This is a genomic window from Variovorax sp. AC194 (assembly GCF_979257995.1).
The window spans coordinates 195,175-217,869 of sequence record NZ_OZ409823.1 but is presented as its reverse complement, the minus strand read 5'-3'; the positions used below and the strand labels follow the sequence as shown (position 1 = coordinate 217,869).

General features: G+C 67.4%; 24 protein-coding genes and 1 pseudogene. 12 read left to right on the top strand and 13 right to left on the bottom strand.

The genetic code is table 11. The features are described 5' to 3' along the window. Position 1: 1 nt before the first annotated feature. The 5 genes and pseudogenes from ACZYRS_RS01060 to ACZYRS_RS01040 all read right to left on the bottom strand — a co-directional run. Positions 2-502, bottom strand: a pseudogene (locus ACZYRS_RS01060) (N-acetyltransferase family protein); the annotation flags it as partial. A 29-nt stretch (positions 503-531) separates the two neighbouring features. After that, the gene (locus tag ACZYRS_RS01055) at positions 532-1,659 is read right to left on the bottom strand and encodes a sterol desaturase family protein (RefSeq protein WP_463417800.1); all 1,128 of its coding nucleotides are present in this window, start codon (positions 1,657-1,659) and stop codon (positions 532-534) included. A 35-nt stretch (positions 1,660-1,694) separates the two neighbouring features. Further along, a complete protein-coding gene (locus ACZYRS_RS01050) occupies positions 1,695-2,996 on the bottom strand; it encodes a beta-ketoacyl-[acyl-carrier-protein] synthase family protein (RefSeq protein WP_463417799.1) in 1,302 nt (433 codons plus the stop codon). Further along, positions 2,993-3,274, bottom strand: coding sequence for a phosphopantetheine-binding protein (locus ACZYRS_RS01045; RefSeq protein ID WP_463417798.1), 282 nt, complete (start codon positions 3,272-3,274; stop codon positions 2,993-2,995). The genes ACZYRS_RS01050 and ACZYRS_RS01045 overlap by 4 nt, the downstream gene beginning before the upstream one ends. 38 nt (positions 3,275-3,312) lie before the next feature. After that, positions 3,313-4,173 carry an alpha/beta hydrolase gene (locus tag ACZYRS_RS01040; protein ID WP_463417797.1) on the bottom strand — a complete coding sequence of 287 codons (861 nt, stop codon included), beginning with the start codon at positions 4,171-4,173 and terminating at the stop codon, positions 3,313-3,315. Between the two features lie 139 nt (positions 4,174-4,312). Here ACZYRS_RS01040 and ACZYRS_RS01035 point away from each other — a divergent pair, with 139 nt between their 5' ends. Both ACZYRS_RS01035 and ACZYRS_RS01030 read left to right on the top strand, forming a co-directional pair. After that, a complete protein-coding gene (locus ACZYRS_RS01035; protein WP_013538509.1) occupies positions 4,313-5,002 on the top strand; it encodes a response regulator transcription factor in 690 nt (229 codons plus the stop codon). Beyond that, positions 4,999-6,390, top strand: a complete 1,392-nt coding sequence (locus ACZYRS_RS01030; protein WP_463417796.1) for a sensor histidine kinase — start codon at positions 4,999-5,001, stop codon at positions 6,388-6,390. Before ACZYRS_RS01035 ends, ACZYRS_RS01030 begins: the two co-directional genes overlap by 4 nt. Here the strand turns inward: ACZYRS_RS01030 and gloA2 are convergent. The 7 genes from gloA2 to gstA all read right to left on the bottom strand — a co-directional run bounded on the left by gloA2 (position 6,387) and on the right by gstA (position 12,734). After that, positions 6,387-7,148, bottom strand: a complete 762-nt coding sequence (gene gloA2 / locus ACZYRS_RS01025) for an SMU1112c/YaeR family gloxylase I-like metalloprotein (protein WP_463417795.1) — start codon at positions 7,146-7,148, stop codon at positions 6,387-6,389. The two genes, ACZYRS_RS01030 and gloA2, sit on opposite strands and share 4 nt — an antisense overlap. Before the next feature lie 5 nt (positions 7,149-7,153). Next, a complete protein-coding gene (locus tag ACZYRS_RS01020) occupies positions 7,154-7,621 on the bottom strand; it encodes a GNAT family N-acetyltransferase (protein ID WP_463417794.1) in 468 nt (155 codons plus the stop codon). Continuing rightward, entirely contained in the window at positions 7,618-8,103 is a 486-nt protein-coding gene (locus ACZYRS_RS01015) for a RidA family protein (RefSeq protein ID WP_463417793.1), read from the bottom strand. The genes ACZYRS_RS01020 and ACZYRS_RS01015 overlap by 4 nt, the downstream gene beginning before the upstream one ends. A 61-nt stretch (positions 8,104-8,164) precedes the next feature. Further along, complete coding sequence (locus ACZYRS_RS01010) at positions 8,165-9,268, bottom strand: alkene reductase (protein ID WP_463417792.1); 1,104 nt, start codon at positions 9,266-9,268, stop codon at positions 8,165-8,167. A 96-nt stretch (positions 9,269-9,364) separates the two neighbouring features. After that, positions 9,365-11,206, bottom strand: a complete 1,842-nt coding sequence (locus ACZYRS_RS01005) for an acyclic terpene utilization AtuA family protein (protein WP_463417791.1) — start codon at positions 11,204-11,206, stop codon at positions 9,365-9,367. Then, entirely contained in the window at positions 11,203-11,985 is a 783-nt protein-coding gene (locus tag ACZYRS_RS01000) for an enoyl-CoA hydratase/isomerase family protein (RefSeq protein ID WP_463417790.1), read from the bottom strand. Before ACZYRS_RS01000 ends, ACZYRS_RS01005 begins: the two co-directional genes overlap by 4 nt. Before the next feature lie 140 nt (positions 11,986-12,125). Continuing rightward, positions 12,126-12,734 carry a glutathione transferase GstA gene (gene gstA, locus ACZYRS_RS00995; RefSeq protein WP_198785501.1) on the bottom strand — a complete coding sequence of 203 codons (609 nt, stop codon included), beginning with the start codon at positions 12,732-12,734 and terminating at the stop codon, positions 12,126-12,128. 192 nt (positions 12,735-12,926) lie between these two features. On the opposite strand from gstA, the gene ACZYRS_RS00990 reads away from it, so the two are divergent. From ACZYRS_RS00990 to ACZYRS_RS00945, 10 genes are all read left to right on the top strand, one after another. Beyond that, a complete protein-coding gene (locus tag ACZYRS_RS00990; protein WP_013538518.1) occupies positions 12,927-13,112 on the top strand; it encodes a DUF1328 family protein in 186 nt (61 codons plus the stop codon). Continuing rightward, positions 13,112-13,258 carry a hypothetical protein gene (locus ACZYRS_RS00985; RefSeq protein WP_463417789.1) on the top strand — a complete coding sequence of 49 codons (147 nt, stop codon included), beginning with the start codon at positions 13,112-13,114 and terminating at the stop codon, positions 13,256-13,258. Before ACZYRS_RS00990 ends, ACZYRS_RS00985 begins: the two co-directional genes overlap by 1 nt. A gap of 11 nt (positions 13,259-13,269) precedes the next feature. Next, complete coding sequence (locus tag ACZYRS_RS00980; protein WP_463417788.1) at positions 13,270-14,157, top strand: transglutaminase-like domain-containing protein; 888 nt, start codon at positions 13,270-13,272, stop codon at positions 14,155-14,157. 177 nt (positions 14,158-14,334) lie between these two features. After that, a complete protein-coding gene (gene mnmG, locus ACZYRS_RS00975; protein WP_463422435.1) occupies positions 14,335-16,293 on the top strand; it encodes a tRNA uridine-5-carboxymethylaminomethyl(34) synthesis enzyme MnmG in 1,959 nt (652 codons plus the stop codon). Beyond that, entirely contained in the window at positions 16,290-16,931 is a 642-nt protein-coding gene (rsmG, locus tag ACZYRS_RS00970) for a 16S rRNA (guanine(527)-N(7))-methyltransferase RsmG (protein WP_463417787.1), read from the top strand. The genes mnmG and rsmG overlap by 4 nt, the downstream gene beginning before the upstream one ends. Before the next feature lie 114 nt (positions 16,932-17,045). After that, complete coding sequence (locus tag ACZYRS_RS00965; protein WP_198785505.1) at positions 17,046-17,660, top strand: LysE family transporter; 615 nt, start codon at positions 17,046-17,048, stop codon at positions 17,658-17,660. A gap of 18 nt (positions 17,661-17,678) precedes the next feature. Next, positions 17,679-18,593 carry a ParA family protein gene (locus tag ACZYRS_RS00960; RefSeq protein ID WP_463417786.1) on the top strand — a complete coding sequence of 305 codons (915 nt, stop codon included), beginning with the start codon at positions 17,679-17,681 and terminating at the stop codon, positions 18,591-18,593. Positions 18,594-18,636: 43 nt separating this feature from the next. Further along, the gene (locus ACZYRS_RS00955; RefSeq protein ID WP_463417785.1) at positions 18,637-19,182 is read left to right on the top strand and encodes an RBBP9/YdeN family alpha/beta hydrolase; all 546 of its coding nucleotides are present in this window, start codon (positions 18,637-18,639) and stop codon (positions 19,180-19,182) included. Next, positions 19,182-20,123 carry a ParB/RepB/Spo0J family partition protein gene (locus ACZYRS_RS00950; RefSeq protein ID WP_463417784.1) on the top strand — a complete coding sequence of 314 codons (942 nt, stop codon included), beginning with the start codon at positions 19,182-19,184 and terminating at the stop codon, positions 20,121-20,123. Before ACZYRS_RS00955 ends, ACZYRS_RS00950 begins: the two co-directional genes overlap by 1 nt. Positions 20,124-20,235: 112 nt before the next feature. Then, on the top strand, positions 20,236-21,129 hold the full coding sequence (locus ACZYRS_RS00945; RefSeq protein WP_463417783.1) for a CsgG/HfaB family protein: 894 nt from the start codon (positions 20,236-20,238) through the stop codon (positions 21,127-21,129). 79 nt (positions 21,130-21,208) lie between these two features. Here ACZYRS_RS00945 and ACZYRS_RS00940 read toward each other — a convergent pair whose 3' ends face one another. Next, positions 21,209-22,633, bottom strand: a complete 1,425-nt coding sequence (locus tag ACZYRS_RS00940) for an FAD-binding oxidoreductase (protein ID WP_013538527.1) — start codon at positions 22,631-22,633, stop codon at positions 21,209-21,211. Positions 22,634-22,695: the final 62 nt, after the last annotated feature.

Genomic DNA, 22,695 nt, shown 5'->3' with positions numbered 1-22,695 from the left:
TTCAGTCGAACAGCAGCGCCATCATGTGATCGTCGATGGCCTCTGCGTCATCGGATCTTTTGTAGAACTTGCGCAGCGTGCCTTCGCGCTGAAAACCCAGCTTCTCGTAGAAGCGCAGGCCCGGCGCGTTGTCGCTTTCCACGCAGAGCTCGATGCGCTTGACGCCTGCCGCCTTCAGTTCGTCGATCGCCTGGCTCACCATCGCGAGCGCCACGCCCTGGCCATGCAGCGCGGGATCGACAGCCAGCGTGCCCAGGCTGGCCACATGCTGCACCCGGCCCGGATAGCGCGTCGCGCGATAGAAGCCGGCGATCCGCCCGTCCAGTACGTAGACGAAGAAGCGGCCGCTCTCGACCATCTCCTGGTAGATGGGCCGGAAGTCCTCGAGCGGCATCGGGTCGTAGCCGAGATAGGGCACGACCTTCGCGTGCATGTAGAGCGTGAAGACGGCGTGGAGGTCTTCGGGCGTGGCGAGCCTGCGCATGATGAAAGTCCCGGAGCGATGGAAGCGCCGAGCTTAGCGACTGCGCTTCAGGCCATCAGCACCATCGAGAACGCCAGCAACGCGCATTGAATGCACCATGCCCATCGCAGGCGAATGCGCGAATCCAGCACCGCGCCGATGGCCCAGAAACCTGCGACGGCCAGCGCGAGAATTTCGAGCCCGGTCCGGAACGCGATATCGTCCGCGCCCCACAGAAAGGCGAGCGTCACGCCGATCCATCCGATGAAGTGGATCGATGCCGAGACCACCTGCGCGCGGGTCAGCGCTGGATCGTGGATGTGCATCGCCTCGTCGAGCGAGAACGGCGCTTCCGGAAATTGCGCTGTCACATCCGCCGGCCGCCAGCCCGGCGGCTTGAACCACACCGCGAGCTTGTCGCGCCACCTGCGGGTGTGCCAGCTGTCGCGCAGCAGCGGTGCATACGGCTCGAGGATCGCCCGCAGCGGATCGAAGCTCGCGAGCGCCTTGCGCGTCCCGTAGACGCAGCGCTCGTTCTCTTCGGCGAAGGTGCCGAACAGGCGGTCCCACACCACGAGCATGCCGCCGTAGTTGCGGTCCACATAGCCGTCGTTCACCGCGTGGTGCACGCGGTGGTTCGAGGGCGAGGAAAACACGCGGTCGAACCAGCCGAGCTTGCCGATGTGCTCGGTGTGGATCCAGAACTGGTAGACCAGCACGATGAGCCCCGCGATGCCGAACTGCTCGGGCGGCACGCCGATGATGGCCATCGGCAGGTAGAAGCCCCAGCCGAGAAAAGCCACCATGCTCTCTTGCCGCAGCGCGGTCGAGAAGTTGAACTGCTGGCTCTGGTGATGCACCGAGTGCGCGGCCCAGAACACCGCCGACTCATGGCCCGCGCGATGCAGCCAGTAGTCGCAGAAGTCGAACAGCAGCACCGCGGCGATCCAGCCGATGGCGCTCTCCCAGAAGGTGGGCCGCGTCCAGATCGCGACCAGCGGATAGACCATCGCGTAGAGGCCGATCTGGAAGAGCTGCGTGCACACCGCGAGCGCCTGGCTCAAGAGGCCCTGGCTCAGGCTGCCGAGCGTGTCGCTGAAGCGGTAGGTGTTGCGGCGCTTCGACCAGCCCCATGCGAATTCGCACGCCATGAGCAGCGCGAACACGGGCACGACGAGAACGACCAGCCGATGCACCGCGCTCTTTTTTTCAGCAAGCCTTCAGCGAATCTTCAGCGACCCGACCCGCCCGTCGCATCCGAAGAGAGGCCGGCCACGATCACCGCGTTGGTGCCGCCGAAAGCGAAGGAGTTGGAGAGCGCGTAGCGGATGCCCTTGGCTTCGCGCGCTTCACCGCGCACGAAGTCGAGATCGAAAGCGGCATCGGGCGTCTGCAGGTTGGCGATGGGCGGAAGCGACTCGCGCGCCAGTGCGCGCAGCGCCGCGATGAGCTCGATGGCGCCGCCGCCGCCGAGCACGTGGCCGTGGATCGCCTTGGTGGCGCTCACGGGCGTGGCATTGCCGAACACCTCGCGGATCGATGCGGCTTCGGCCGCATCGCCGGCCGAGGTGGCGGTGCCGTGCGCGTTGATGTGGCCGATGTCCGAGGCCTCGATGCCGGCATCGCGCAAGGCGGCGCGCATGGCACGCACCTGGCCGGCGCTGTCGGGGTTGGTGATGTGCGTGCCGTCGCAGTTGGTGGCGTAGCCCGCGAGCACGAAGGGAGACGCTTCTGCACCGCGTGCCTGTGCATGCGCTTCGGATTCGATCACCAGCGCGGCCGCGCCTTCGCCGATGGCAAAGCCCGCGCGGTCGCCGGAGAAAGGCCGGCAGGCGGCGGAGGGCGCATCGGCCGGCGGCGGCGCCATCACGCGCATCGCGTGCCAGCTGGCCATCACGCCGGGCGTGAGCATGGCGTCGTGGCCGCCGACGATGGCGACGTCGATCCAGCCGCCGCGGATGGCGCGCATCGCCTCGCCGATGGCCACGGCCGAGGAGGCGCAGGCGCACGCGTAGGCAATGGCCGAGCCGCGCGCGCCGAAGTGCAGTGCGAGCTCCGCGACCGCGGCGTTGGGCATCACGGTGAGCACGGTCGTCGGGCGCATGCGCTTGTGCTCGCCGTAGAGCGCGCTGGTCGTGGTGTCGAAGGCGCCCGCGCCCGCAAGGCCGCTGCCCCAGAAGATGCCCAGGCGCTCGGGGTCGACGCTGTCGGCGCCGAGCCCGGCCTGCGTAGCCGCGTCCTGCGCGGCGGCCAGCGCCATCGCCGTGCCGCGGTCCAGCGGCAGGCGCGAGGTGCTGCGCACGCCGTTCGAATCGAAATCGCAGGCAGCCACGGCGAGCGACATCGGGTCCATGCCCTTGATCTCCAGCGTCTGCGCGCGCACGGCCGAGCGGCCGGCGAAGAGCGCGTCGTCGAAGGCCTCCACGGTGCGGCCGATCGGCGTGACGAAGCCCATGCCGCTCACGCGCACGGGGGCCGATGCGGCACGTGCCGCGGAGGCAGCGAGAACGGCGTGCGCGGCACCGCTGCTCATGCGTGGGCTGCTTCTGTCGACGGCGCGGTCACGCCTCTGCTCTCGGTGTCGATCACCTCGCACAGGCGCTGCAGCGTGATGCCGGCCTCGCGCGGGTCGAGCCGGTCCTCTGGAATGCGCAGGTGAAAGGCGTCTTCCACCGCGAAGACGAACTCCATCAGCGCGAGCGAATCGAGGCCGAGGTCGGTCAGCACGGTGGCCGGCGAGATGGCGCTGCGATCGAGCTTGAAGTCGGTCTCCAGGATCGTCGCGATGCTGTTGAAGGTGGGCGAGGACATGGGCGGTGTTCCTTTCGGGTGTGTGCGTTCTTGCGAACTCATGCGTACAGGGGATGCGCGGGCATCGTCCCATGCGCGACCGCGTCGGCGAACGACACGGTTTCGCGCACGACCTGCTGGCGGTCGTTGTCGATCGTGATCATGTGGTAGCTGTTGGCCACGACCACGGTGCGGAAGGCGCGGCAGCGAAGGCCGCGCGCGAGGATGTCGAGGTTGGCCACGCTGGCCACCTCGTCCTGCTGGGCATGCAGCGCGAGCACGTTGTCGCATTGCACGGCGTTCAGGTTGCGCCGCACATGGCGGATCAGCCGGTCGTGTTCGCGCAGGTGCCCCACGCCGATCACCGAGCTGCCGGCGCGCGAGATCTTGCGATGCCGCAGCTCGCGCTCGATCCAGGCGCGCACGCGTTCGTTCTTCACGCCGTAAGGCGGGCGTTCGCGGTATTGCCAGAGGCGCCCGAGCGGCGTGTAGAAGGCCAGCGGCAAGAGGAACTGCGTGCGCGGAATCGCCCAGCCGTCAAAGCGCAGCGTGGTGGACATGAGCACCAGCGCATCGACGTCGCGCCCGCAGCGGATGGCCGCGCCCAGCGCAAGCGAGGAGCCGGCGGAGATGCCGACCAGCATCACGCGGTCGTGCTGCGCGCGCAGCGCCTTGACCTGCGCCTGGACGGCATCGAGCCAGCGCTCGTACGGCGCGGCATGCTGCAGCGGCGCATCGGCATCGAACGAGTAGCCGTCGATCGACAGCGGTTGCACCGCATACCCCCGGGCGCGCAATGCCGATTGCACGGTCAGCAACTCGTCAGGCGTGCTGCATAAACCATGCAGCAGGACCACCGCGGTGCGTTGCACCTCGCGCGGCACCATGCTCAGCTGATCGGAGGAATCGCGTGCGCTCATCGTGTGGCGCCGGCCACGAAAATGGCCCCTGTTTCATGCTGCTGTCGTATGCTCATGCAACGACTATCGTGTGGAGCTACTGACCGGCCCCTGACCCATCCATTCAGCAACTCTTCACACTTCCACCACCCCCACCACCATGCGAATCCTGCTTGTCGAAGATGACGCCGTCCTGCGCGATGTGATGCTGCGCAGCCTGGCGGACGCGGGCCATCGGGTCGACGTGTCGACCAACGTCGAAGACGCCGACCACCTCTGGCGCGTGCAGCCCTTCGACGCGGTGCTGCTCGACCTCAACCTGCCGGCCACCGCGAGCCCCACGAGCGGCCTGGCGAGCGGCCTCACGGCGCTCAGGCAGGCACGCGCACGCGGCGACCGCACGCCGGTGCTCGTGCTCACCGCGCGCGGCCGCACCGAGGAGCGCATCGCGGGCCTGGATGCGGGCGCCGACGACTACCTGGGCAAGCCCTTCGATCTCGCCGAAGTCGAGGCGCGCCTGCGTGCCCTCGTGCGCCGCGCGAAGGGCACCGAAGACATCGTGCTGCTCGGCCAGTTGAAGCTCGACCGCAAGGCGCGCCGCTTCTCCACCGCGGGCGGCCCGCTCGACCTGCCCGCGCGTGAGTTCGAGGTGCTGTGGGAGCTGATGAGCCCGCCGGGCCGCACCGTGAGCAAGCGTGCGCTGTCCGACAAGCTCTCCAGCTTCGACGAGTCGCTGGGCGACAACGCGCTCGAGGCGTTCATCTCGCGCCTTCGCAAAAAGCTCTTGGGCACCGGCGCGAGCATCCGCACGCTGCGCGGCATCGGCTACCTGCTCGAAGCCGAGGTGTGACGGACAGCACCGCTTCGCTGATCGCGCGGCCGATCGCGCCGTCGCTCACGCGGCGCGTCCTGCGCAACGTGCTGGTGCCGCTGGCACTCACGTGGATGCTCGGCGCGGTGATCGCGCTGGTCATCGCCAACTACTTTTCCGAACAGGCCTTCGACCGCGGCATGCTCGACGATGCGTATGCGCTGTCGGCCAACGTGCAGGCGGGCGAGCGAGGCATCGAGCTCCTGCTCACGCCGCGCGAAGTGGCCACGGTGCTCTTCGACCAGATCGACAAGGTCCACTTCTCGGTGCAGCGGCTCGACGGCACGCTGATCTCGGGCGAGCCGGAACTGCAGGCGCCGTTGCCCGCGGGTGGCGCGCGCTACCGTTTCTCCGACGTGACCTACCAGGGCAAGCCCATGCGCGCGGTGACGCTCGAGCACGACGCGGAGCCCGGCATCGCCATGCCCTACCGCGTGGTGATCGCGCAGACCACGCTCAGCCGCACGGCGCTGGTGCGGCAGCTGCTCGGCTTTGCATTGGCGCCGCAGATCCTGCTCCTGGTGCTGCTGGCCGTGTGGCTCTGGTACGGCATCCGCAGCGACCTGCGGCCCCTGGGCGATCTGCAGCGCGCGCTCGACCGGCGCGACGTGCGCGATCTTTCTCCGGTGGCGGTGGCGCAGACCTCGCGCGAGCTGCAGCGTTTGGGCAATGCGGTCAATTCGCTGTTCGAGCGGCTGGGCCACAGCGTGCAGGCGCAGCGCGAATTCGTGGGCAACGTGGCGCACGAACTGCGCACGCCGCTCGCGGGCATCCGCGCGCTGGCCGAGTACGGCCTCGCGCAGCACGACACGACTGTCTGGCGCGAGCAGCTCGAGCGCGTGTCGGAGCGCCAGGCGCGTGCGAGCCACCTGATCGACCAGCTGCTCGCACTCGCGCTGGCCGAGGAAGCGCGCACGAGCCTGGCGCGCGCGCCGGTGCACCTCGATGCGCTGGCCGAGCAGACGGTGCTGCGCCACCTGGCGCGCGCGGATGCGCGGGGCGTGGACCTCGGTGCGCGCGGCCTGGACGACGGCGTGGTCGTGATGGCCAACGAAGCGCTGGTCGAAGGCATCCTGGACAACCTCATCGACAACGCGCTGCGCTACGGCGGCCGCACGATCACGGTCGAGCTTGCGGGGCGCACGCTGAGCGTGATCGACGACGGGCCCGGCATTCCGATCGAAGCGCAGCGCGACCTGATGCAGCGCTGGGCGCAAGGCCCCGCGGGACAGAAGCTGGGGCAGGGCTCGGGGCTGGGGCTGTCGATCGTGTCGCGCTATGCCGAGCTGCTGGGCGCGGAGCTGCGGCTCGAAGCGGCCGAGCCCACGGGCCTGCGCGTGAGCGTGGCGTTCGGGGAAGTCGCCTAGGTCTGTGTCGAAAGCGGCGTGCCCTGGTGGAACGCCATGCGCCATCTGCCGCGACGAAGGCGCCACAGCGAACTGCGCAGCGAGTCGGCGGCGGGCCGCTCGGGTATCGCGGCGCGGTGCGCGCGATAGGTGACCAGCGCCACATCGGGCGCCATGCGCTGCACGCGGAAATCCGAAATCGTTCGCTTCGAAAAGGCTTCGTCGCGCAGCGCTTCGATGATTGCGGGCCGTGTCCATTCGGTGCCCGACACGCCGAGCTCGCGGAAGTCGTCGTCGAGCAATTCTTCCAGCTGCGCGGCGCTGGACCGCACCTCGCGCAGATGCAGCGCGCCTTCGAGCTTCAACAGCAGCGCATCGAGGTCTTCGGCCGGTTCGGCTTCGTAGAGTTCGAGCGGAAGGCCGTCGGGATCGGCGAAGAAAGTGAAGCGCCGGCCCGTGTATTCGTCGATGCGCAGCGGCTCCACAGTGATGTCTTGCGCCGCGAGTTCATCGGCCGCGGCCTGCACGTCATGCACTTCGAAGGACAGGTGCCGCAGCCCCTGCGCCTCGGGCCGCGTGGGGCGCGCGGGCGCCTCGGGAAACGAGAACAGCTCGACCTGCGAACCGTCGGGCAACGCAAGATCGAGCTTGTGCGAATCGCGCGCTGCGCGGTAGTTTTCGGCGACGACGCGCAGGCCGAGCACCTCGGTGTAGAAGCGCTTGGAGCGCGCGTAGTCGGCGCAGATGATCGCGACGTGGTGAATGCGGGCCAGCTGCATGGCGGTCACTTCTTCAAGGGCTTGCGCAGGAAGACGCGGGTGCGCTCCGCGAAGGCGAGGCGCTTGTATTCGACATAGCCGATGCGTTCGTAGAGCGCGCGGTTCTCGGTCATCTTCTCGTTGGTGAAGAGGTAGATCGACTCGTGGCCTTGCCGCAGTGCTTCGCGCTCGGCGAGTTCGAGCAAGGCGCGTCCCGCGCCGGTGCCCTGGTGCTGCGGCCGCACCGCGATCACGTCGATCAGGAAGCCTTCGTCGGTGACGTCTAGTACCAGCGCGGCGATGGTTTCGCCGTGCTGCGTGGCGATCCAGACCTGCGCGTGCGCGATGGCCGCGCCGTAGTCCTTGGTCATCGGAATCGGCGTGAGGCCCAGGCGCGGAATGTAGTGGCGGAAGGCTTCGGCGGCGCAGGCGGTGATGGATGCCGCGTCGCTTGCGTCGGCACGCCGCAGCAGCCACGGCGCAGCGGCGCTCACGCGTCGAACTCCACCTCGCCCTCGATCTCGACCGGGATGTTGAACGGCAGCTCCGCCATGCCCACGGCACTGCGCGCGTGCGCGCCGATGTCGGGCCCGAAGAGTTCGAGGATGAGGTCCGAGAAGCCGTTGATCACCGCCGGCTGCTTGTCGAAGCCGGGCGCCGAAGCGACCATGCCGAACACGCGCGTCCAGGCGGTGATGCGGTTCAGATCGCCGAGCGCGCGCTGCAGGCTGCCGAGCATCGCCAATGCGGTCAGACGTGCCGCCGCATAGCCTTGCTCGACGCTCACTTCGCGCCCCAGCTTGCCTAGCGGCGCGGCGATGGTGCCGTCTGAATTGAGCGGGCCGTGGCCCGAGACGATGGCGCGGCGGCCGATGCGCCGCACGAACTGGAAGGGCAGCACGACGCCGGGCGGCGGCGTCACGGGCGGGGGAAGAACGAGGCCGAGCGCGGCCAGTCGTTGCTCGATGCGGGCCATGGCGTTTCTCTCCTGTGGCGGACTTGGAAATGTCCGCCGCATCTTGCCATGGCCCTGCGGGTCAGCCGAGGGCCGGATAGTCCGTGTAGCCCTTGGCGCCGCCGCCGTACATCGTGGCCTTGTCGAGCTCGTTGAGCGGTGCGTTCTCGCGCAGGCGCCGCACCAGGTCGGGGTTGGAAATGAAGGGCTTGCCGAAGGCGATGAGGTCATCGCCTTCCTTCACAGCTTCATCGGCCAGCGGCTTGTCGTAGCCGTTGTTGACCATCCATGCGCCCTTGCCGCCGGCTTCGCGGTAGGCGGCCTTCAAGGCTTCGTAGTCGAAGGGCCGGTCCTCGATTTCGCGCGGGCCGCCGGTGGCGCCTTCGATGATGTGGATGTAGGCCAGGTTCAGCTGCGCGAGCTGCTTGACCACGTAGGTGAAGAGCGGCTGCGGGTTGCTGTCGTGCACGTCGTTGGCGGGCGTGACGGGCGACAGGCGGATGCCGGTCTTGCCGCCGCCGACCGCATCGACCACGGCGCGCGTGGCTTCGAGCAGCAGGCGCGCGCGGTTCTCGATGCGGCCACCGTAGTCGTCGGTGCGCTTGTTGCTGCCGTCTTTCAGGAACTGGTCGAGCAGGTAGCCGTTGGCGCCGTGCACTTCGACGCCGTCGAAGCCGGCGGTCTCGACCGCGCTGCGGGCCGCGACCGCGTAGGCGTGGACGATGCCCGGCAGCTCGGTGACGTCGAGCGCGCGCGGCTCGGAGGTTTCCACGAAGGTGGGCACGCCGTCCTTGATGAGCACGGTCTTGGTCTTGGCGGTGATGGCCGAGGGCGCGACGGGCTTACCGCCATCGGGTTGCAGTTCGGTGTGCGAGACGCGGCCTACGTGCCACAGCTGCACGACGATCTTGCCGTCCTTGGCGTGCACCGCGTCGGTCACGCGCTTCCAGGCGTCCAGCTGCTCGGTGCCGTAGAGGCCCGGCACGTCGGAATAGCCCTGGCCCTGGTGGCTGATCGCGGTGGCCTCGGTGATCAGCAGGCCCGCGCTGGCGCGCTGCGCGTAGTACGTGGCGGCGAGCTCGGGCGGCACGGCGTTGGGCGATCGGTTGCGCGTCAACGGCGCCATCACGATGCGGTTGGCGAGCTTCAGGTCGCCGGCCTGTACGGGGTCGAAGAGGGTGGACATCGTGAAAGAAGGGGCAGAGTTGAAACAGGCGCAAGGCTAAGCGCCCGGCCTCAACCCTGCTGTCGCACGGTTGTCCCGATTGGTGTTAATGGATCGTCAGGGCAGCAAGGCCAGCAGCGCGGCGCTCACGCGCACCGGCAGCGTGAGCAGGATCTGCCCCATGCCCTTGCCGAGCGGGTCGTTGCGCAGAGACGCCATGCCGCCGCCGCCCAGCGCCTCCTCGCAGACGAAGTTGAAGGCGTCGATGCCCGGCACCTCGTAGCGCGTGACGCGGCCCTTTACGAGGTGCGCGAGCCATTCGGCCACGCGCGCTTCGGTGAGCTGCGCGCGCAGGAGCGGCAGCAGGGCGGGGTGGCGCGCGATGACGCCGATGTTCGAGGTGTCGCCCTTGTCGCCGCTGCGGGCCCAGGCGAGGCGAAGGAGGGGCACTTCGATGGTGTCGGGGGCCTCGGGTGCCGCTTCGTGTGGCGTGGCGCTGGCGGGGCGTCGCGGGGGCGCATCGACGACAGCGGGTGCGAACGTGCGCGGCACATCGATGCGCTGCCCATCGACGCTCACACTGGCCTCCACCCGCGACTTGTCGAGCAGGAAGGCGTACTGCCGGATCGACGGCGACACGGAAGCGCGCCCGCCGCCTGCGCCCGTGGTGCCTGGAGACCACGAGGTGCCGGCCGGCGCCACCTCGCGCGCGAAGAGCTCGAGCGCCTCCTTGCGCGGATGCGTCACCGCGAGCCGCAGCACCACCTCGCGCGTCCGGAGCGCCTGTGCGTTCGCATGCGGGCCGTAGCAGGACTCCGCGCCCAGTGTTTCGATGTGCGTGGCGCTGTAGGCGCCGAAGCCGGATTGCGCGAAGAGTTCGCCGGTGCGCACGAGGATCGCCTCGCCCGTGCGCCGCGCCTTCGCGGCCGCATCGAAGCCCACGATGGTGAGCTGCGCCGCGGTCTTGAAGCCATCGACATAGGTGGCGCTGACCTTGTAGCTCGCGGTCGGCGCACGGCCGCGCGCGCCCTGCACGCGCACGCGGTGCTCGCCGGCCTGTTCGATGCGCACCTGCGTGAAGTCGGCCGTCACATCGGGCAGCAGGTAAGCGGCAGGGTCGCCGATCTCGTAGAGCATCTGCTCGCCCACCACCGCGGGCACGAGCTTGCCGCCGGTGCCCGCGGGCTTGGTGACGACGAAGCTGCCATCCGCGCTGCACTCGACGATGGGGTAGCCGATGTGCGGCCAGTCGGGCACGGTCTCCCAGTCGGTGTGCAGGCCGCCGGTGGCCTGGCAGCCGCACTCGATGATGTGGCCCGCGAGGCTGCCCGCGGCGAGCAGGTCGTGGTCGCCGGGCTGCCACTTGAACTCATGCATCAGCACGCCGAGCGTGACGGCCGAGTCGACGCAGCGGCCGGTGATGACCACCTGCGCGCCCGCATCGAGCGCGGCCTGGATGGGCCGCGCGCCGAGGTAGGCGTTGGCGGTGAGCACGCGTTCGGGCAGCGCCGCACCGCTCTGCAATTCGCGCACGGGCGGCTGGGCCTGGCGCAGTTGCGGCAGCAGCGCGGACACGTCGTCGCCGCCCACCACAGCGATCTTCAGCTCGATGCCTTGCTCCTTGGCGAGCGCGGCCAATGCGTCGGCGCAGCCTTGCGGATTCACGCCGCCCGCATTGCTCACGACGCGGATGCCTTGTTTCACGACATCCTTGAGCACCGACTTCATCGCGATCGAAACAAAGTCGGTCGCGTAGCCGAGCTCCGGCTTCTTGAGCCGCGCACCCGCGAGGATCGACATGGTGAGTTCGGCGAGGTAGTCGAACACGAGGTAGTCGATCTGCCCGCTGGCCACCAGTTGCGGCGCACCCACGCTGCTGTCGCCCCAGAAGCCCGAGGCGCCGCCGATGCGGACGATGCGTTCGCTGCTGCCTCTGCTGCTGGCTTTGCTGTTGCTCATCGGCCGCTCCATTGCGGCTTGCGCTTCTCGCGAAAGGCGAGCTGGCCTTCGGCCGCGTCCTCGGTGAGCGCGAAGAGGCCGATCTGGCTTTCGGTGAAGGCCATCGATTCCTCGAAGGCCATCGCCTGGATCTTCTTCATCGTGTAGAGGCCGCGGCGGATGGCGGCGGGCGACTTGTCGAGCATCCGGCCGAGCAGCCACTCGACGCCCTCGTCCACGTCGTCGCTCACGCGGTTGATCAATCCATGCGCGAGCGCCTCCGCGGCGGTGATGGGTTCGCCGGTGATGCACATCTCGGCGAGCACGCGGCGCGGCAGCAGGCCATCGAGCACGCTGAGCACTTGCGCGGGAAAGAGGCCGACCTTCACCTCGGGCAGGCCGAACACGGCGCCGCTGCTGGCCACCGCCATGTCGCACATCGCCATGATCCCCATGCCGCCCGCCATGCACGCGCCGTTGACGCGCGCGATGAGCGGCACGGTCGACTGGCGCGCCTGGCGAAAGAGGTTGGCAAAGCCCTGGTAGGGCTGCGCGTAATCGAACTTGAAGGCGGTGCCGCTCTGCAGGTCGGCGCCCGCGCAGAAGGCGCGCGTGCCGGCACCGGTGATGACGACGGCGCGCACCGCGGGGTCGGCGTTGGCGCGCGCGAGGGCCTCGGACAGGCGCGCGAGCACGGCGGCGTCGATCGCGTTGCGCCGCTCCTCGCGGTCGATGGTGAGCCACATCACGGGCCCGCGCATCGCTTCGCGCAGTTCGGCGGGGGGAGGGGTTTCGGCCATGGCGCTGGGTTCCTTCGGTGTCTGGCGTGCTGCCCGTAGCGTGACGCGAAAAAAAAGCCGCATCGTGCGGCTTGTGGCTGAAGCGGACCGGGTTTTCCCTGAAAGGATCCGGCCGCTTCGCTGCTTCTGTGAGCTTCGGTTTACTTCAGCAGGCCTTCGGCCTTCATCGCTTCCTGCACGGCCGGACGGGCCGCCACGCGCGCATGCCAGGCCTGCACGTTGGGGAAGGCCGAGATGTCCACGCCAGTAGGCTTGGTCCAGTTGGTCACGGTGAAGAGGTATCCGTCGGCCACGCTGAACTGCTCGCCCATCAGGTACTGCTTGTCGGCGAGCTGGCTGTCCAGCCATTCGTAGCGCGACTTGAGCTTGTCCTTGAAGATGGTCTTGGCTTCCTCCGGCATGTTCGGGTTGAACAGCGGGCTGTAGCCCTTGTGGATCTCGGTGCCGATGAAAGTGAGCCACTCCTGCAGGCGGTAGCGCTGCAGCGTGCCGGCGGCCGGCGCGAGGTTCTTGGTGGGTGCGAGGTCGGCGATGTATTGCAGGATGGCCGGGCCTTCGCGCAGGCGCGTGCCGTCGTCCAGTTCGAGCATCGGCACGTAGCCCAGCGGGTTGATGCCGTAGTAGTCGGTGCCGTCCTGCAGCTTGTGGCTCTTGGTGCTGGCCATCACGGGTTCGAAGGCGAGGCCGGCCTCGTGCAGCGCGATGTGGGGCGAAAGGGAACAGGCACCGGGCGAGTAATACAGCTTCATGCGAAATGGCTCCAGGGGAAATGGATGGGATGACGAGGTTGATCTTTATGGGAAACCGACGCGGATGCTAGCGGGTTTGGTGGCGTCGCGTTTTTGTCCTACGGCTGCTTGGGGCTGGTGACTATCGGTTCGATGCGGTGCGCTTTCTAAGCTCCTGGCACGGTGGGCGAGGCCCGCTGCAAGGAGTTTCGGATGTTGAAGTACGCGATCATTTTTGCGGTCATTTCCCTCGTGGCCGGCCTGCTCGGCTTCGGCGGCGTGGCGGCGGGCGCGGCCGGTATCGCCAAGCTGTTGTTCGGCCTGTTCCTCGTCTTGGCCGTGCTGTTCGTGGTGCTCGCCGCCCTCGGTGTAGGCGCGGTGAAGAAGGCGCTGGACTGATGCAGCGTTTGAAAACGAAGTGGCCGCAGGCGCGGTCGCTCGACATGCTGTTGCAGAGCCCCGCGCACCGTGTGCTGCGGGTGCTGCTCGTGACGCAGACGCATTGGCAATTACCTGAACACCGCTCGCGGCGACGACGGGCCTGAAGAAACTCCCCATGCACATTTCCCACATCGACGCGCAACTCGACTACGAGGTGACGGCGCCCGCGCACATGCTGCTCAACATCGAGGCCGCACGCGCCGGCGCACAGGCGGTGGTGGAGGAGACGCTGACCATCGAGCCGCCCACCGAGATGCAGGTGTTCTGCGACGAGGGCAGCGGCAATCGCTTCATCCGCTTCGACGCGAAGCCGGGGCCGCTGAAGATCGGCTACAGGGCGACGGTGCAGCGCTCGCACGTCCACGTGCCGCCGGACCTCTGCGAAGTGCCGGTCAGCGAAGTGCCCGACGAGGTGCTGCACTACATGATGCCCACGCGCTACTGCGAGTCGGACCTGATGTCGCGCTGCGCGCAGCAGCTCTTCGGCGAACTGCCGCCGGGCATCGGCCGCGTGCAGGCGATCGTCGACTGGATCCATGAAAGCATCGCCTACGAGCCGGGCAGCAGCGACTCGACCACCACCGCGCGCGAAGTGTTCGTGGAGCGCGCGGGCGTGTGCCGCGACTTCGCGCACCTGGGCATCACCTTCTGCCGCGCGCTGAACATTCCGGCGCGGCTGGTAGTGGGCTATGTGTGGTTCGACGAACCGCCGCAGGATTTCCACGCCGTGTTCGAAGCCTGGCTCGGCGGGCAGTGGGTGCTGTTCGACGCAACGCGCATGGCGCCCGTCGACCGGCTGGTGCGCGTGGGCACCGGGCGCGACGCGAAGGACGTGGCCTTCTGCACCATCTTCGGCTCGGTGCGCATGACGGACAAGAAGCTCGTGGTGCGCGAGGTGCAGGATGAGAGCGTCGCACCGCCGGCCGCCCCCGCGCCCAGCGGCGCGCTGGTCGGCATCGAAAAGCCGGTTCCGGTGACGCAACTGGTGGAAACCGCCGGCTGACAACGATAGTTTGCTATTAATTATATAGCAGACTATCCAGCAACCACGGGCCGATGCGGGCGGTTTGGCATTGCCCTCTAGCTTGCCCACACAACAGGCGCAAGACGGCATCGCCGATTAAAATCGGTGCCCCCTTTGCGCAGCGCACGCGTCTTAAGTAGTGCGCCCCTCTTTCAAATGCTGTACCCCGAAGAATTCGATGTGATCGTCGTCGGCGGTGGCCATGCCGGCACCGAAGCCGCGCTCGCCGCCGCGCGCATGGGCGCCAAGACGCTGCTGCTCTCCCACAACATCGAGACGCTGGGGCAGATGAGCTGCAACCCGTCGATCGGCGGCATCGGCAAGGGGCATCTCGTGAAAGAGGTGGATGCGCTCGGCGGCGCGATGGCGATTGCCACCGACGAAGCGGGCATCCAATTTCGCATTCTCAATTCGAGCAAGGGGCCGGCCGTGCGCGCCACCCGTGCCCAGGCCGACCGCGTGCTGTACAAGGCCGCGATCCGCCATCGCCTGGAAAACCAGCCGAACCTGAGCCTGTTCCAGCAAGCGGTCGACGACCTGATGGTGGAGGGCGATCGCGTGGTCGGCGCCGTCACGCAGGTGGGCATCGCTTTCCGCGCGCGCACCGTGGTGCTGACCGCGGGCACATTCCTCGATGGCCGCATCCATGTCGGCCTGGACAACTACCAGGCCGGACGCGCGGGCGATCCGCCGGCGATCAGCCTGTCGGCGCGCCTGAAGGAACTGAAGCTGCCGCAAGGGCGCCTGAAGACGGGCACGCCGCCGCGCCTGGATGGCCGCAGCATCGACTTTTCGAAGTGCACCGAACAGCCCGGCGACGGCATGCCCGGTGGGGCAGGACCGATGCCGGTGTTCAGCTTCATGGGCCGCGCCGAAATGCATCCGCGGCAGATGGCCTGCTGGATCACGCACACCAACGCGCGCACGCACGACATCATCCGCTCCGGCTTCGACCGCAGCCCGATGTTCACCGGGAAGATCGACGGCGTCGGCCCGCGCTATTGCCCGAGCGTCGAGGACAAGATCAATCGCTTTGCCGACAAGGAAAGCCACCAGATCTTTCTCGAGCCCGAAGGCCTGACGACCAATGAGTACTACCCGAACGGGATCTCGACGAGCCTGCCATTCGACATCCAATACCAGCTGGTGCGCTCGATGCCGGGGCTGGAGAACGCGCACATCCTGCGGCCGGGCTACGCGATCGAGTACGACTACTTCGACCCGCGCGAACTCAAGAGCAGCTTCGAGACCCGCTCGGTCAAGGGGCTGTTCTTTGCCGGGCAAATCAATGGCACAACCGGGTACGAAGAAGCGGCCGCACAAGGGCTGTTCGCCGGCATCAACGCCGCATTGCAATGCCGTGGCGAAGACGCCTGGCTGCCGCGCCGCGACGAAGCCTACCTGGGCGTATTGGTCGACGACCTGATCACCAAGGGCGTGACCGAGCCATACCGCATGTTCACCAGCCGCGCGGAGTTTCGCCTGCAGCTGCGCGAGGACAACGCCGACATGCGCCTGACCGAAGCAGGGCGCAAGTTGGGCTTGGTGGACGACGCGCGCTGGGATGCTTTCAGCCGAAAGCGCGATGCTGTTTCACGTGAAACAGAGCGCCTCAAGTCGATCTGGGTGAACCCGCGCAACCTGCCGGCCGCGGAGTCGGAGCGGGTGTTGGGCAAGGCCATCGAGCACGAATACAACCTGGCCGACTTGCTGCGCAGGCCCGATGTGAACTACCAAACGCTGATGTCGCTGGACGGCGGAAAATACAGCACCAGCTCGGCATTGAGCGAAACCGAGATCGAGCAGATCGAGATTTCAGCCAAGTATTCCGGCTATATCGAGCGCCAACATGACGAAGTGGAGCGTGCCGCTCACTTCGAAAACCTGCGTCTGCCCGCCGACTTCGACTACGGACAGGTCAAGGCCCTGAGCTTCGAAGTTCGCCAGAAGCTGGACAAGCACCGGCCCGAAACGCTGGGACTGGCATCGCGCATCTCCGGTGTGACACCTGCCGCCATCTCGCTCTTGATGATCCATTTGCGCAAGGGCGGGCACAAAGCCTTCGCCCGCGACGCCGCGACGGAAGCAGCCACCGAGCCGCAGTCTGCAGAATGAGCGCGCCCATCGATACGCTGCGCGAAGGCGCGGTAGCGCTCGGCGTTCACCTGTCTGATCGGCAAGCGGAGCAACTGCTGGCCTACGGCACGCTGATGCTCAAGTGGAACAAGGTCTACAACCTGACGGCGGTGCGCGATCCGGCCGGTGTGATGACGCATCACCTACTCGACAGCCTGGCCGTCATCGCACCGCTGCAGCGGCAATATCCGAAGAAGGGCAGGCTGCTCGACGTGGGTTCGGGCGCCGGACTGCCGGGGGTGATCATCGCGATCATGCGTCCGGAGATCGAGGTGAGCTGCCTGGATGCCGTGGCCAAGAAGGCTGCCTTTGTCCAACAGGTGGCGGCCGAACTGGAATTGCCCAATCTCCGCGGATTGCACGCGCGGGTCGAATTGCTGGAAGGCAGCTACAACGTCATCAGCTCACGGGCCTTCGCTTCGCTGCCGGATTTCTTCAACGGATCGAAGCATCTGTTGGCGGCGGATGGTGTCTGGCTCGCCATGAAGGGCAAGACGCCCAGCGACGAACTCGCCGTTCTGCCTCCGGAAGTGGCTGTGTTTCACGTGGAACAACTGACGGTTCCGGGCCTCGATGCCGAGCGCTGCATCGTCTGGGCGCGCAAAGAGGCGGTCTGATTCCGTAAAAGATGCGGCGCCGCCGGCAAAAGCCGGCGCCCGAACGGCCCTCCGCGCGCCGGCCTCGCTTAGACTCGACGCCTCCCCTTGGCTCTCTTCTTCGAGGCAAATTACATGTTTGGCATCGCTGACTACGGCGCGTTTGTCGCCGCCATCATCCTGTTCCTCCTGATTCCCGGTCCGGGCAATCTGGCGCTGATCACCTCGACCAGCAAAGGCGGAATTCGCGGTGGATTGGCAGCGACTTCGGGCGTGATCCTCGGCGACCAATGCCTGATGTGGGCCGCAGTGGCGGGCGTTTCGGCTGTTCTGGCGGCGTATCCGACGGCATTCAAGGCGGTTCAATGGCTGGGCGCTGCCTACCTGGCGTGGCTCGGCATAAAGATGCTGCTCGCCAAGCCCGGCTCGGCACCGATCCTCAACATCAAGCCCAGCCACTTTCTGCGCCAAGCCTTCACGATCACCTTGCTGAACCCGAAGGCCATCGTGTTCTACATGGCCTTCTTCCCGCTGTTCGTGGACCCGACCCGTCACCAGGGACTGGTCACTTTCGGCGCGATGGCCGTGACGATCGCGGCGCTGACCTTCCTCTACGGCCTGACCTCGACGCTGCTCACGCATTTTCTTGCCGAGCGCATCCGTGCCAATCGCCGCATTTCCGGCACGCTCGAGAAGCTGGCTGGCGTTTTCCTGATCGCCTTCGGCGTCAAGCTCGCGATCTCGCGCTGATCGATCCCCAGAACTGACATGGCCAAGATTTTCTGCATTGCCAACCAAAAGGGCGGCGTCGGCAAGACCACCACCACCGTCAATCTCGCCGCCGGCTTGGCCAAGGTGGGGCAGCGGGTGCTGATGATCGACCTCGATCCCCAGGGCAATGCGACCATGGGTTCGGGCATCGACAAGCGCGAGCTGGAGCTGACCGTGTACGACGTGCTGCTCGAATCGGCCTCCGTTGCCGAAGCGCGCGTCCAGTCGGACAAGTTGATCGAGGGCGGTTGCAGCTACGACGTGCTCGGCGCCAATCGCGAACTGGCCGGCGCCGAAGTGGAAATGGTGGCGCTCGACCGCCGCGAAAAGCGCCTCCGCACTGCGCTGGCCGCCGTCGGCGCCGAATACGACTTCGTGTTGATCGACTGCCCGCCGAGCCTGAGCCTGCTCACGCTCAACGGCCTGTGCGCCGCTCATGGCGTGATCGTGCCGATGCAGTGCGAGTACTTCGCACTCGAGGGGCTGACCGACCTGGTCAACACCATCAAGCAGGTGCACGCCAACCTCAACAAGAACCTGCAGATCATCGGCCTCTTGCGCGTGATGTTCGATCCGCGCATCACGCTGCAGCAGCAGGTGAGCGAGCAACTCAAGTCCCACTTCGGCGACAAGGTGTTCGACACCGTGATCCCGCGCAATGTGCGGCTGGCCGAAGCGCCGAGCTACGGACTGCCAGGCGTGGTGTTCGATCCGGCTGCCCGGGGCAGCCAGGCGTTCATTGCCTTCGCGCAGGAACTGGTCGAGAAGCTGCCGCCTGCGAGCGCTTTCGCCTCCGGCGCCGTCGCACCGCCGATCGCACCCGTCGAGCGCATCGCACCGGACCTGGCCATTCCCGAGGACGTGCTGGCGCCCGCGCCCACTTCTGACTCCACCCCCGAAAAAAGCCTCTAAACGCCTGCTCCGAATCGGCACGGCGCTATCAAGTTCGTAGCAAATGACAGTTTCCCGCATCCTGCTGCTGCCGGGTTGGCAGAACAGCGGCCCCGGCCATTGGCAGACCCTCTGGGAGTGGCTCCACGGCGACCGCCGCGTCGACCAGCATGAATGGATGCGTCCGTTGCGCGGCGATTGGTCCGCGCGGCTCGAGGAAGAAGTGCTGGCCGCCCCCGGTCCGGTGGCCTTTGCCGCGCACAGCCTCGGCTGCATCCTCGTCGCCGCCTGGGCCGCGCATTCGCGCAACACGCACAAGGTGTGCGGTGCATTGCTGGTAGCGCCGGGCGATCTGGAGCGCGACGATCTTCGGCAGCTGATTCCGGGTTGGGCACCGATCGTGCGCCAGCCGCTGCCGTTTCCCTCGGTACTGATCGCCGCAAACGACGATCCGTATTGCGAGGCTTCGCGCTCCCGACAACTGGCCCGCGACTGGGGCGCGCGCTTCGTCGACGCCGGCAAGGGCGGCCACCTGAACGCCGAATCCGGCCTGGGCGACTGGCCCGAAGGCCGGCAACTCCTGAACGACATTTCGAAAGACAAGAACTGATGGCGACCAAGAAACCCAAGGGCCTCGGCCGCGGACTCGAAGCGCTGCTCGGCCCGACGGCCGCGCCCGCCGCCGATCACAATGGCGCCGGTACGGAAGAGGGCGGTGCGCCGCCCAACCCGACGACGCTGATGCTCGACCAGATGGTGGCCGGCGTCTACCAGCCGCGCACGCGCATGGACGAGGGCGCGCTCTACGAGCTGGCCGAGAGCATCAAGGTGCAGGGCATCATGCAGCCGATCCTGGTGCGCCGGCTCGATGCCGAATCGGCGGCTGCCAAGAACGCCGAATACGAGATCATCGCGGGCGAACGGCGCTTTCGCGCCGCGAAGCTCGCGGGCCTGGACAGCGTGCCGGTGCTGGTGCGCGACGTGCCCAACGAGGCCGCGGCGGCCATGTCGCTGATCGAGAATATCCAGCGCGAAGACCTCAATCCGCTCGAAGAGGCCCAAGGCCTGCAACGCCTGGTCGCCGAGTTTGGGCTCACTCACGAAATGGCGGCCCAGGCGGTGGGCCGCTCGCGCAGCGCGGCCAGCAACCTGCTGCGCCTGCTGAACCTGGCCGAACCCGCGCAACTGATGCTGATGGCCGGCGACATCGACATGGGCCACGCGCGCGCGCTGCTCTCGCTGGACCGCGGCACGCAGATCACGGCGGCCAATCAGATCGCCGCCAGGAAGATGTCGGTGCGCGAGGCCGAGGCGCTGGTCAAGAAACTCGCGGCCGAGTTCACCCTGACGCCGTCCCGCCGCGGCAACGCCGGCGAGAAATCGCGCGACCTGCAGCGTGTGGAAGAAGAGCTGGCCGACCTGCTCACCGCCGAGGTCGAGGTGCGCATCAAGAAGCGCACGAAACGCGGCGAAAGCGGCGAGCTCGCGATCCATTTCGGCTCCATCGAAGCGCTCAATGGATTGATCGATCGCATCCGCCGAACGGCCTAGTTTTGAAATCGGGATGCGGCATTCGTTTGATTGATTCCTGTAATCCTTTGCGCGTATCCTCGACCGCTGGTTTTTTCCAACCCCAGATCTGATAACAGAGGGAGTCCCTGTCATGACGTTCACCAAGTTCCCGCTCGCGGCCATTGCCGTGGGCGCTCTTCTCCTCACCGGCTGCGCGGCCACCGACATGCAGATGGGCAGCCAGTCGGCCAAGACCATGGCCACCGGCAGCGCCGCCGGTTCGTCCACCGCCGGCGAAAGCAGCCAGCTCGAGCGCTGCGAATCGCCGCTCGGCACGGTGTCGCTGATCGAGAACCAGAGCGCGGGCTGGTACACCATCCTCACCGGCGAATACCGCCTGCCGCCTACTGCAAATCTGTTGCGTTTGCTGGTGCAGCAGTCGAACTGCTTCATCGTGGTCGAGCGCGGCGCGGCCGGCATGAACGCGATGACGCGCGAGCGCGCGCTGCAGCAGTCGGGTGAAATGCGCGGCGGCAGCAACTTCGGCCGCGGCCAGATGGTCGCCTCCGACTACGGCCTGTCGCCCGAAATCGTGTTCAGCAACAGCGATGCCGGCGGCATCGGCGGCGCGCTCGGCGGCCTCGTGGGTGGTGGCCGTGGCCGCGCGCTCGCAGCCATCGGCGGCAGCATGCAGACCAAGGAAGCCAGCGCGCTGCTGACCCTCATCGACAACCGCTCGGGCGTGCAGGTCGCGGCCTCCGAAGGCAGCGCCTCCAAGACCGACTTCGGCGCCTTCGGCGGCCTGGCCGGCCGCAGCGGCGCCGGTGGCCTCGGCGGCTACACCAACACGGCACAGGGCAAGGTGATTGCCGCCGCGTTCATGGACGCCTTCAACCAGATGGTCCGTTCGCTGCGCAACTACAAGGCACAGACCGTGCGCGGCCAGGGCCTCGGCGGTGGGGGCAGGCTCGGCGTGGACGGCGGCGCTGCGCCGTCGCAAACCTACGTGCCGCCGGAGCCGGCACCGGCACGCCGCCGCAAGTAAATAACGCTGGCCTCCGGGCCACGAAAAAGCCCGGCGCTCTCACGAGCCGCCGGGCTTTTTCATGTGTGGCGGAGATGACTCAGAGGCTGAAGATCTTGCCCGGATTCATGATGTTTTTCGGATCGAGCGCGCGCTTGATCGTGCGCATCATGTCGATCGCGCCGACACCCGCCTCGGTCACCAGGAAGTCCATCTTGTGCAAGCCCACGCCGTGCTCGCCTGTGCAGGTGCCTTCGAGCGCCAGCGCGCGGGTCACGAGGGCGTGGTTGAGCGCTTCGGCCTTCACGCGCTCTTCGGGCACGTTCGGGTCCAGCAGATAGCCGAAGTGGAAATTGCCGTCGCCCACGTGGCCGACGAGGAAGTAGGGGATGCCGCTCGCGTCGGCTTCGGCCACCGAGTCGAGCAGGCAATCGGCCAGGCGCGAGATCGGCACGCAGGTGTCGGTCGAAATCACGCGGCAGCCCGGGCGCGACTGCACGGCCGCGAAATAGCTGTTGTGCCGCGCGGTCCACAGGCGCGTGCGTTCTTCCGGCGTGCTGGCCCATTCGAAGGCGTTGCCGCCATGGCCGCTCGCGAGTTCCTGCACCGTCTCGGCCTGTTCCTTCACGCCTGCGGGCGAGCCGTGGAATTCCATCAGCAGCATCGGCTCTTCGCGCAGGTTGAGCTTGGCGTAGGCGTTCACCATGCGCACCGTGTTCACGTCGATCAGTTCCACGCGCGCGATCGGCACGCCCAGCTGGATCGTCTCGATGGTGGTGCGCACCGCGGCCTCGATGCTCGGGAACGAGCAGATCGCGGCCGACACGGCTTCGGGCAGCGGGTAGATGCGCAGCGTGACCTCGGTGACCACGCCCAGCGTGCCTTCGCTGCCGACCATGAGGCGCGTGAGGTCGTAGCCCGCCGACGACTTCTTCGCGCGCGTGCCGGTGCGGATGACCTCACCCGCAGCCGTCACCACTTCGAGGGCCAGCACGTTCTCGCGCATCGTGCCGTAGCGCACCGCGTTAGTGCCGCTCGCGCGCGTGGCCGTCATGCCGCCGATGGAGGCGTCCGCGCCCGGGTCGATGGGGAAGAACAGGCCCGTGCTCTTGATCTCCTCGTTGAGCTGCTTCCTCGTCACGCCCGGCTGCACCGTCACCGTGAGGTCGTCGGCGTTGATCGACAGCACCTTGTTCATGCGCGAGACATCGATGCTGATGCCGCCCTGCACCGCCAGCAGGTGGCCTTCGAGCGAGGAGCCGACGCCGAAGGGAATGACCGGCACGCTGTGCTCGCTGGCGAGCTTGACGGCATCGGCCACGTCCTGCGTGCTCTCGGCGAACACCACGGCCGAGGGCGGCGGCGCGTCGAACGACGATTCGTCGCGCCCGTGCTGGGTGCGCACCGCCATCGCCGTGGAACAGTTGGCGCCGAAGCGCGCCTTCAGGCCGTCGATCAGGCTGGCGGGCACGTCGCGCAGATGAAGCGCCGGCATCAGGTGCGAGGTTTGGGTGGGGGCGTTCATCGGACTTCTCCAGAGGGGACGATGGGGCAGGGAGCGGGGCGTCGCGGTCATTTTACGGAGCG

Coding starts and splice junctions, on each gene's coding strand:
- ACZYRS_RS01050 (WP_463417799.1), bottom strand. CDS start 2,996: ATGAGCAGCGGTGCCGCGCACGCCGTTCTCGCTGCCTCCGCGGCACGT.
- ACZYRS_RS01045 (WP_463417798.1), bottom strand. CDS start 3,274: ATGTCCTCGCCCACCTTCAACAGCATCGCGACGATCCTGGAGACCGAC.
- ACZYRS_RS01040 (WP_463417797.1), bottom strand. CDS start 4,173: ATGAGCGCACGCGATTCCTCCGATCAGCTGAGCATGGTGCCGCGCGAG.
- ACZYRS_RS01035 (WP_013538509.1), top strand. CDS start 4,313: ATGCGAATCCTGCTTGTCGAAGATGACGCCGTCCTGCGCGATGTGATG.
- gloA2 (WP_463417795.1), bottom strand. CDS start 7,148: ATGCAGCTGGCCCGCATTCACCACGTCGCGATCATCTGCGCCGACTAC.
- ACZYRS_RS01015 (WP_463417793.1), bottom strand. CDS start 8,103: ATGGCCCGCATCGAGCAACGACTGGCCGCGCTCGGCCTCGTTCTTCCC.
- ACZYRS_RS01010 (WP_463417792.1), bottom strand. CDS start 9,268: ATGTCCACCCTCTTCGACCCCGTACAGGCCGGCGACCTGAAGCTCGCC.
- ACZYRS_RS01005 (WP_463417791.1), bottom strand. CDS start 11,206: ATGAGCAACAGCAAAGCCAGCAGCAGAGGCAGCAGCGAACGCATCGTC.
- ACZYRS_RS01000 (WP_463417790.1), bottom strand. CDS start 11,985: ATGGCCGAAACCCCTCCCCCCGCCGAACTGCGCGAAGCGATGCGCGGG.
- gstA (WP_198785501.1), bottom strand. CDS start 12,734: ATGAAGCTGTATTACTCGCCCGGTGCCTGTTCCCTTTCGCCCCACATC.
- ACZYRS_RS00990 (WP_013538518.1), top strand. CDS start 12,927: ATGTTGAAGTACGCGATCATTTTTGCGGTCATTTCCCTCGTGGCCGGC.
- ACZYRS_RS00985 (WP_463417789.1), top strand. CDS start 13,112: ATGCAGCGTTTGAAAACGAAGTGGCCGCAGGCGCGGTCGCTCGACATG.
- ACZYRS_RS00980 (WP_463417788.1), top strand. CDS start 13,270: ATGCACATTTCCCACATCGACGCGCAACTCGACTACGAGGTGACGGCG.
- mnmG (WP_463422435.1), top strand. CDS start 14,335: ATGCTGTACCCCGAAGAATTCGATGTGATCGTCGTCGGCGGTGGCCAT.
- rsmG (WP_463417787.1), top strand. CDS start 16,290: ATGAGCGCGCCCATCGATACGCTGCGCGAAGGCGCGGTAGCGCTCGGC.
- ACZYRS_RS00965 (WP_198785505.1), top strand. CDS start 17,046: ATGTTTGGCATCGCTGACTACGGCGCGTTTGTCGCCGCCATCATCCTG.
- ACZYRS_RS00960 (WP_463417786.1), top strand. CDS start 17,679: ATGGCCAAGATTTTCTGCATTGCCAACCAAAAGGGCGGCGTCGGCAAG.
- ACZYRS_RS00955 (WP_463417785.1), top strand. CDS start 18,637: ATGACAGTTTCCCGCATCCTGCTGCTGCCGGGTTGGCAGAACAGCGGC.
- ACZYRS_RS00950 (WP_463417784.1), top strand. CDS start 19,182: ATGGCGACCAAGAAACCCAAGGGCCTCGGCCGCGGACTCGAAGCGCTG.
- ACZYRS_RS00945 (WP_463417783.1), top strand. CDS start 20,236: ATGACGTTCACCAAGTTCCCGCTCGCGGCCATTGCCGTGGGCGCTCTT.
- ACZYRS_RS00940 (WP_013538527.1), bottom strand. CDS start 22,633: ATGAACGCCCCCACCCAAACCTCGCACCTGATGCCGGCGCTTCATCTG.